Origin of the sequence: Enterococcus sp. FSL R5-0957 (genome assembly GCF_038008005.1) — a bacterium.
Classification (GTDB): domain Bacteria; phylum Bacillota; class Bacilli; order Lactobacillales; family Enterococcaceae; genus Enterococcus_B; species Enterococcus_B faecium.
Map to the genome: position 1 here is coordinate 2,353,376 of NZ_JBBOYG010000001.1, position 6,625 is coordinate 2,360,000.

At 41.9% G+C, this 6,625-nt stretch carries 4 protein-coding genes, 20 tRNA genes and 1 riboswitch (1 of these 25 only partly in view); of the genes, 1 reads left to right on the top strand and 23 read right to left on the bottom strand.

Features of this window, described 5'->3' with window-relative positions:
- The first annotated feature begins 161 nt into the window (after positions 1-161).
- A complete protein-coding gene (locus MKX69_RS11420; RefSeq protein ID WP_341010280.1) occupies positions 162-830 on the top strand; it encodes a TetR family transcriptional regulator in 669 nt (222 codons plus the stop codon).
- 66 nt (positions 831-896) lie between these two features.
- On the opposite strand, the gene MKX69_RS11425 is transcribed toward MKX69_RS11420, so the two are convergent.
- The 23 genes from MKX69_RS11425 to MKX69_RS11535 all read right to left on the bottom strand — a co-directional run.
- Entirely contained in the window at positions 897-1,685 is a 789-nt protein-coding gene (locus MKX69_RS11425) for an alpha/beta hydrolase (protein ID WP_002299077.1), read from the bottom strand.
- A gap of 82 nt (positions 1,686-1,767) precedes the next feature.
- Complete coding sequence (locus tag MKX69_RS11430) at positions 1,768-3,240, bottom strand: MDR family MFS transporter (RefSeq protein WP_341010284.1); 1,473 nt, start codon at positions 3,238-3,240, stop codon at positions 1,768-1,770.
- 129 nt (positions 3,241-3,369) lie between these two features.
- Positions 3,370-4,563 (bottom strand): methionine adenosyltransferase, encoded by a 1,194-nt coding sequence (gene metK / locus MKX69_RS11435; protein ID WP_002289731.1) that lies wholly within the window; start codon positions 4,561-4,563, stop codon positions 3,370-3,372.
- Positions 4,561-4,640, bottom strand: a riboswitch (SMK box riboswitch). It overlaps the preceding gene by 3 nt.
- 188 nt (positions 4,641-4,828) lie before the next feature.
- A tRNA-Glu gene (locus MKX69_RS11440) sits at positions 4,829-4,900 on the bottom strand.
- Positions 4,901-4,921: 21 nt separating this feature from the next.
- Positions 4,922-5,009: transfer RNA gene (locus MKX69_RS11445), tRNA-Ser, on the bottom strand.
- Positions 5,010-5,033: 24 nt separating this feature from the next.
- A tRNA-Ile gene (locus MKX69_RS11450) sits at positions 5,034-5,107 on the bottom strand.
- A 12-nt stretch (positions 5,108-5,119) separates the two neighbouring features.
- Positions 5,120-5,190 (bottom strand) — tRNA-Gly (locus tag MKX69_RS11455).
- A gap of 1 nt (position 5,191) precedes the next feature.
- A tRNA-Asp gene (locus tag MKX69_RS11460) sits at positions 5,192-5,267 on the bottom strand.
- Between the two features lie 18 nt (positions 5,268-5,285).
- A tRNA-Met gene (locus MKX69_RS11465) sits at positions 5,286-5,359 on the bottom strand.
- A 12-nt stretch (positions 5,360-5,371) separates the two neighbouring features.
- A tRNA-Ser gene (locus MKX69_RS11470) sits at positions 5,372-5,461 on the bottom strand.
- 22 nt (positions 5,462-5,483) lie between these two features.
- Positions 5,484-5,555 (bottom strand) — tRNA-Glu (locus tag MKX69_RS11475).
- An 11-nt stretch (positions 5,556-5,566) separates the two neighbouring features.
- Positions 5,567-5,640: transfer RNA gene (locus MKX69_RS11480), tRNA-Ile, on the bottom strand.
- 12 nt (positions 5,641-5,652) lie between these two features.
- Positions 5,653-5,723, bottom strand: a tRNA-Gly gene (locus MKX69_RS11485).
- A gap of 4 nt (positions 5,724-5,727) precedes the next feature.
- A tRNA-Phe gene (locus MKX69_RS11490) sits at positions 5,728-5,800 on the bottom strand.
- 3 nt (positions 5,801-5,803) lie between these two features.
- Positions 5,804-5,876: transfer RNA gene (locus tag MKX69_RS11495), tRNA-Asp, on the bottom strand.
- Positions 5,877-5,894: 18 nt separating this feature from the next.
- Positions 5,895-5,968, bottom strand: a tRNA-Met gene (locus MKX69_RS11500).
- Between the two features lie 12 nt (positions 5,969-5,980).
- Positions 5,981-6,070 (bottom strand) — tRNA-Ser (locus tag MKX69_RS11505).
- 23 nt (positions 6,071-6,093) lie between these two features.
- Positions 6,094-6,167 (bottom strand) — tRNA-Ile (locus MKX69_RS11510).
- A 13-nt stretch (positions 6,168-6,180) separates the two neighbouring features.
- Positions 6,181-6,254 (bottom strand) — tRNA-Met (locus tag MKX69_RS11515).
- Between the two features lie 27 nt (positions 6,255-6,281).
- A tRNA-Ala gene (locus MKX69_RS11520) sits at positions 6,282-6,354 on the bottom strand.
- Positions 6,355-6,373: 19 nt separating this feature from the next.
- Positions 6,374-6,447: transfer RNA gene (locus tag MKX69_RS11525), tRNA-Pro, on the bottom strand.
- Positions 6,448-6,456: 9 nt separating this feature from the next.
- Positions 6,457-6,530 (bottom strand) — tRNA-Arg (locus MKX69_RS11530).
- Between the two features lie 10 nt (positions 6,531-6,540).
- A tRNA-Leu gene (locus MKX69_RS11535) sits at positions 6,541-6,625 on the bottom strand (it continues 1 nt past the right edge of the window).

The following is a 6,625-nucleotide window of genomic DNA, read 5'->3' on the forward strand; positions in this document are numbered from 1 at the left end:
AAAACAGCTACTTTATATTTTTTCGCATGTCATAAGATTAATTTCATTCGTTGATTACACCCCTTTGTTTAAATTGACAGGACTAATTTAACACTGTAAAATTAGACCGACTAACAATTTACCATGTTTAAAAAGATAATGCAATACACGAGGTTGATAAAATGGAAATAAAGCTTTCTCAAGCAATCATCATTCAGGCCGCCTTTGATATCCTGGCTGAAACACAAGCTCTTTCGCAGCTTTCCATGCGAAACATCGCAAACAGAATTCATGTTCAAGCACCTGCTTTATATTGGTATTTCAAAAACAAACAACAGCTCTTGCAGAAAATGGCTGAAACAATGGAAGAAGAATTAGCGCTTCCAGATCCAACTTTGCCTTGGAATGAACAGTTGCTGCAGTATATGGAAAATTACTATGACCTTTACACACGTTTCCCTTGTGGGGCAGAATTAGAAATCAATACTGTGCCCGCTTTTCCGAGTCGATTAGAACATTTGGAGCAAATGATCCAATCACTTGTTCGTGAAGGATTTTCAGTCACCCAAAGTCATCAGGCCATTGCCTCTCTCCACAATTTATTGATTGGACAGTTAATGGATCAGCAGCATGAACAACAGCTTCGGCAAAAGATTATGGACGGAAATGAATTTTTGAAAGAAACAGTTCTATTTATGCGTAATTATGTAGTTGAAAATCAATTAGAGGGATTTAAAGAAAGTATGCAGTCCCATGCAGAATTGAATGAAAAAGCACTCTTTCTAACGAGTGCACAAACCTATATTGAAGGTTTATGCCAACAAAATAAAAGAAGAGAAAACGAGCAGTAAAAAAGCTCCTATAGAGATCACAAACATAGTGATCTCTATAGGAGCTATCTTTTTAAGACTCTTTTTTTATTTTTCTTCCATTAGCCACGCCAATGCACGTTGAATCCATTGGTCCCAGAAGATCCAGTTATGATCGCCAGGTCCTTGTTCAAAGGTGACCGCCAAGCCTTGTTCCTGCATAGCAGATACCATTTCCTGATTTGCCTGATAAAGAAAATCAGATTCCCCACAAGCCATATAAAATCTTGGAACTGGTTTTCCGCTTTTTACTAGTTCTTTCAATAAGTATTGCGGATCATTTTTTGAACCTTCGATTTGATCCAATGGTCCAAAGATCCCTTCCCAAAAAGCTGCTTTACGAACCATCAAAAGATCATCCATTCGATTTCCTACAGAAACAGCGCCTGAAAGAGAGATTACTGCTGCGAAATTTTCTGATTTTGCAAGGCCTAGTTTTAACGCGCCATATCCGCCCATCGATAATCCAGCGGCATATGTTTTTTCTCTTTTTCTTGTTAATTGCGGGAATAATTCATGACAAATCTCAGGTAGCTCTTCTGCAATGAATGTCCAATACTTCATGTCATAAACTGTATCTGTGTACCAGCCAAGATCAGTAGATGGCATGATGACAGCTAATCCGTAGTCTGCTACATAACGTTCAATCGACGTACGTCTTTCCCATACACTATGATTGCCACCCATTCCATGAAGTAAATATAAAACAGGTATATCCGTTGTCTCTTGCTCTGAACTGGTGCCAATCACCTTTTTTGTTGTTTGCGGTAGTATCACATTTAGATTGACTTCCATTTCTAACACATTCGAATAAATATTTGCTTGAATAAATGCCATATTTTCGCCTTCCTTAGTAAGAAGTTATTTTTGAATAACTTTAAATTTGAATGATTCGGCTACGTACATATCTTAACCGAAACTACTGTTTTATTTTACCACTTTTTTCATGAACGAAAAGCGTTAAGACCAAAGCAATGATCACGAGTAACAAGCCAACTAGATAAACGGAATGTAACCCATCATAAAGAATTTTTCTTAATGGTAACAAAATATCCGCATCAATATATTTAGCCGTTTGTGGATTCACCAGTTTATTCATGATATCTGCATCATTTGTTAAATTTGCTGCTGCAAGTTCTCGTTTAGTTACCCCATTTATCAATAAACCAAAAATAGAAACCATGACTGTTTGACCAATTGTTCGAACTAACGTATTAAAAGAAGTTGCTACACCAAGCTGGTCACGAGATACACTATTTTGTGCACTGACAGTCGAGGTAGTCATGGTCACACCTAAGCCTATACCGATGACCGTTGATATAGCAAAAAAACATAAATAGTTACTTCTGAAAGGCATAAGATACAACCAAGCGCCCCCAATAGCTGCGATTAGTAGTCCAATTCTCAAGACCCAATGAGTTTTCATTTGAGTCATCCACTTGCTTGCAAGGAAAGAACCGACCATCCAGACTAGTGATAATGGTGCTAATACCAACCCACCAATTGCTGCATTCAGTCCTAATACACCTTGCATCCACATAGGAATATAAACATCGATTCCCATCAAAAAACCACTAGCCAATGCTGCAGCCAAGTTTACCACAACAAATAGTGGATTTTTGAATAAATGCATCATGATGACAGGATCTTTAGCTCTTTTTTCAGCAAAAATAAAAACACCCAACAGTACGATACTGCATAGCAACAAAGCAGAAACAAGCGGACTCATTCCCTCGTCTCCTAATAATTGGAACCCTAACAGCGATGAGACCAGCATAGCCATCAAACTAAAACTACCAAAAATATCCATTGGTTTAGACTCATGTATGATTTTTGGTTCATTTAAATATAGCCAAATCAAAATAATTAATAGAATACCGATCGGCACATTGATAAAAAAGATCCAGTGCCAGCTGATCGTTTCAACGATGAATCCTCCCGCAAGCGGTCCAAAAACACTGGCAATCCCCCAGGCTGAACTATTCAAACCTAAAACTTTTGCTCGCTTTTCAATAGAATAAAGATCGCCGATGATTGTCAAAGCTACTGGCATCATTGCCCCAGCACCCATCCCTTGAATCGCACGAGCAGCAATCAACCCAATCATGCTTTGAGATAAACCGCAAAATAACGAACCGATAATAAACAATAATGTCCCAAAAATAAAGATTGGTTTCCGTCCCACTTTATCCGCAAGTTTTCCGTAAATCGGAGTAAGCATAGCGTTTGTCAGCAAATAAATCGAAAATACCCAGTTCATGATTTCCATTCCATGTAATGAACCGACAATCGTTGGCATAGCGGTTGTTACGATTGTACCTTCAATAGCCGTCATGAACGTTGCAATGAAAATACTCACTGTGACCAAAGTAACATTTGTTTCTTTTTTCATCTTATTCCTCCCTTTCATTATGACAGGATCTAAAAATATATAAATAATTACTATCTTTTTCAAGAGGTTAACTGCCATAAAAAAAGCTGGAACAACCACCACTTGGCGATCGTTCCAGCTGAATATAACTTATTTTGCTAAACTTGCTTTCAACGCATCTACTTTGTCCGTATGTTCCCAAGGCAAATCTACATCTGTACGACCAAAATGACCGTAAGCAGCTGTTTGTTTGTAAATCGGACGACGCAAATCAAGCATCTCGATGATTCCTGCTGGCCGAAGATCGAAGTTTTCTCTCACTGCAGCAATCAGTTCTTCTTCCGGAACCGTTCCAGTACCGAAAGTATTGATTGAGATCGAAACAGGTTGAGCAACACCAATCGCATAAGCTAGCTGTACTTCTGCTTTGCGAGCAAGCCCTGCTGCAACAATGTTTTTAGCAATATAACGTGCAGCATAGCTGGCAGAACGGTCAACTTTTGTCGCATCTTTACCAGAAAAAGCACCGCCACCATGACGAGCATAACCGCCATACGTATCAACAATGATTTTTCTTCCTGTTAATCCGGCATCCCCTTGAGGACCACCAATGACAAATCGGCCAGTCGGATTGATATAATATTTCGTTTGATCATCTAATAATTCAGCTGGAATAACTTCCTTCACTACTTTTTCGATGACATCATGACGAATTGTTTCATTATCTACTGCATCATCATGCTGTGTTGAAATAACGATTGTATCTACGCGTTCCGGTTGTCCTTGATCATCATATTCAACCGTTACTTGAGATTTTGCATCTGGACGTAAATACGTTAATTCATTTGATTTACGCAAATCTGCCAAGCGGCGTACCAGACGATGACTCAAAGCGATTGGTAAAGGCATCAATTCTGGTGTTTCATCTACAGCAAACCCAAACATTAAACCTTGGTCACCAGCACCAATCTCATCTAATACGTCTTTTTTATCTTCATCCCGGATCTCAAGTGCTTCATCAACTCCTTGAGCAATATCAGGAGATTGTTCATCAATCGCAACCAATACAGCTGCTGTATCTCCATCAAATCCGAATTTTGCACGTGTATAACCAATTTCTTTTATTGTTTCCCGTACGACTTTTTGAATATCTACATATGCCGTCGTAGATATTTCTCCAAATACTAAAACAAGACCAGTTGTTACAGACGTTTCACACGCTACTCGTGCTGTTGGATCTTGTTTTAAAATTGCATCCAAGATTGCATCACTGATTTGGTCAGCAATTTTATCTGGATGTCCTTCAGAAACAGATTCTGATGTAAATAAGTGTCTTTCTACCATTATAATGATTCCCCCTAGTTAAATTCGGTTACAAGGCATCTCCGTCTTGCGGATCCTTTCGGGAACTTGCAACGAACCAAGTATAGCAGATAAAACAGTTTTCTGCTCGTATTTTTTCATTTTTTTGCTTAAAAAATATAAAAATATTTTACATTAGAACTGTCCAAAAAAGCTTAGCACAATCATCCATAAAGATAACTCTGCTAAGCTTTTTAAAATCATTCTTTCAGATAAAAAGAAAAAGATACTCAAAAAGTATCTTCCATGACCCGTACGGGATTCGAACCCGTGTTACCGCCGTGAAAGGGCGGTGTCTTAACCGCTTGACCAACGGGCCAGGTAAAACAAAATATTGAAACGGAGAAGGAGGGATTTGAACCCTCGCGCCGGTTTCCCGACCTACACCCTTAGCAGGGGCGCCTCTTCAGCCACTTGAGTACTTCCCCAAAACCAATAAGATTTTGTACTAATGGGCCTAAATGGACTCGAACCATCGACCTCACGCTTATCAGGCGTGCGCTCTAACCAGCTGAGCTATAGGCCCATAAAAACTAAAAGCGGGTGACGAGAATCGAACTCGCGACAACAGCTTGGAAGGCTGTGGTTTTACCACTAAACTACACCCGCATGGCGGTTCCGACGGGAATCGAACCCGCGATCTCCTGCGTGACAGGCAGGCATGTTAACCCCTACACCACGGAACCAATGTTTTTAGTTTTTAATTGCGGGAGCAGGATTTGAACCTACGACCTTCGGGTTATGAGCCCGACGAGCTACCAGACTGCTCCATCCCGCGATAATATGAAAAAGGAGGATAAGGGATTCGAACCCTTGCACGGTTTTACCCGCCTGACGGTTTTCAAGACCGTTCCCTTCAGCCGGACTTGGGTAATCCTCCATGTAAAACTATATTAAATTAATGACCCGTACGGGATTCGAACCCGTGTTACCGCCGTGAAAGGGCGGTGTCTTAACCGCTTGACCAACGGGCCAATAAAATAAATGGGCCTAAATGGACTCGAACCATCGACCTCACGCTTATCAGGCGTGCGCTCTAACCAGCTGAGCTATAGGCCCATAAAAACTAAAAGCGGGTGACGAGAATCGAACTCGCGACAACAGCTTGGAAGGCTGTGGTTTTACCACTAAACTACACCCGCATAATGGCGCGGGACAGAATCGAACTGCCGACACATGGAGCTTCAATCCATTGCTCTACCAACTGAGCTACCGAGCCAAACGGTTCCGACGGGAATCGAACCCGCGATCTCCTGCGTGACAGGCAGGCATGTTAACCCCTACACCACGGAACCAGTGTTTTTAGTTTTTAATTGCGGGAGCAGGATTTGAACCTACGACCTTCGGGTTATGAGCCCGACGAGCTACCAGACTGCTCCATCCCGCGATAATATGAAAAAGGAGGATAAGGGATTCGAACCCTTGCACGGTTTTACCCGCCTGACGGTTTTCAAGACCGTTCCCTTCAGCCGGACTTGGGTAATCCTCCATATGAAACTTACAACGCCACAATGGACCTTGTAGGACTCGAACCTACGACCGGACGGTTATGAGCCGTCTGCTCTAACCAACTGAGCTAAAGGTCCAGGCTCTTAAAAATCGCGGCGGAGGGGATCGAACCCCCGACCTCCCGGGTATGAACCGGACGCTCTAGCCAGCTGAGCTACACCGCGAAAAAGATATTCATTATTTAAATGAAATGGAGCCTAGCGGGATCGAACCGCTGACCTCCTGCGTGCAAAGCAGGCGCTCTCCCATCTGAGCTAAGGCCCCGTGTTTAAATTTATAATTATCGGGAAGACAGGATTCGAACCTGCGACCCCTTGGTCCCAAACCAAGTGCTCTACCAAGCTGAGCTACTTCCCGTTTAATTAACGCGCCCAAGAGGAGTCGAACCCCTAACCTTTTGATCCGTAGTCAAACACTCTATCCAGTTGAGCTATGGGCGCATATTTGAAATGCCGAGGACCGGAATCGAACCGGTACGGTGATCACTCACCGCAGGATTTTAAGTCCTGTGCGTCTGCCAGTTCCGCCACCCCGG

What these genes read in the sequence shown, in the direction of transcription:
- MKX69_RS11420 (WP_341010280.1), top strand. Translation starts at nt 162, where the DNA reads ATGGAAATAAAGCTTTCTCAAGCAATCATCATTCAGGCCGCCTTTGAT.
- MKX69_RS11425 (WP_002299077.1), bottom strand. Translation starts at nt 1,685, where the DNA reads ATGGCATTTATTCAAGCAAATATTTATTCGAATGTGTTAGAAATGGAA.
- MKX69_RS11430 (WP_341010284.1), bottom strand. Translation starts at nt 3,240, where the DNA reads ATGAAAAAAGAAACAAATGTTACTTTGGTCACAGTGAGTATTTTCATT.
- metK (WP_002289731.1), bottom strand. Translation starts at nt 4,563, where the DNA reads ATGGTAGAAAGACACTTATTTACATCAGAATCTGTTTCTGAAGGACAT.